The organism is Vibrio sp. 1727 (assembly GCF_033344415.1).
Classification (GTDB): Bacteria; Pseudomonadota; Gammaproteobacteria; order Enterobacterales; family Vibrionaceae; genus Vibrio; species Vibrio alginolyticus.
The window spans coordinates 1-537 of the sequence record NZ_JAWPOT010000600.1 but is presented as its reverse complement, the minus strand read 5'-3'; the positions used below and the strand labels follow the sequence as shown (position 1 = coordinate 537).

Annotated in this window: 1 protein-coding gene; it reads left to right on the top strand. The window is 49.3% G+C overall.

The annotated features are described in order from the left end of the window. Positions 1-537, top strand: a 537-nt coding sequence (locus tag R8O10_RS27150; protein ID WP_318192219.1) for an ABC transporter ATP-binding protein, incomplete at both ends; no start/stop codon positions are given.

The window sequence follows — 537 nt, the reverse complement described above, 5'->3', positions numbered from 1 at the left end:
TACATTACAGATGCGGGCGATGTCCGCGCCTGTAACAACGTAAGCTTTGATATTGCACCGGGCGAAGTCTTTGGTCTGGCTGGTGAATCAGGCTGTGGTAAATCAACCGTTGCTTTCTCGCTCATGCGCTTACATAAGCCGCCAGCGTTTATCACCGGAGGTGAAGTTATCTTCAATGGCGAAGACATCCTCCAATACAGTGATCAACGCATGCAATCATTCCGTTGGAGTGAAATGTCGATGGTATTCCAAAGTGCGATGAACGCGCTGAACCCAGTTCTCACTATGGAAGAACAGTTCTGTGACGTGATCATGCGCCACACAGGACTCACTCGAGCTCAAGCAAGAGTTCGCGCAGAAGGCCTATTGGAAATTGTTGATATTCACCCTAGCCGCTTGAGCGATTACCCTCACCAGTTCTCTGGTGGTATGCGTCAGCGTTTGGTTATCGCTATTGCTCTGGCTCTGAATCCGAAGATGATCATCATGGATGAACCAACTACGGCACTAGACGTGGTGGTCCAACGTGAAATTCTG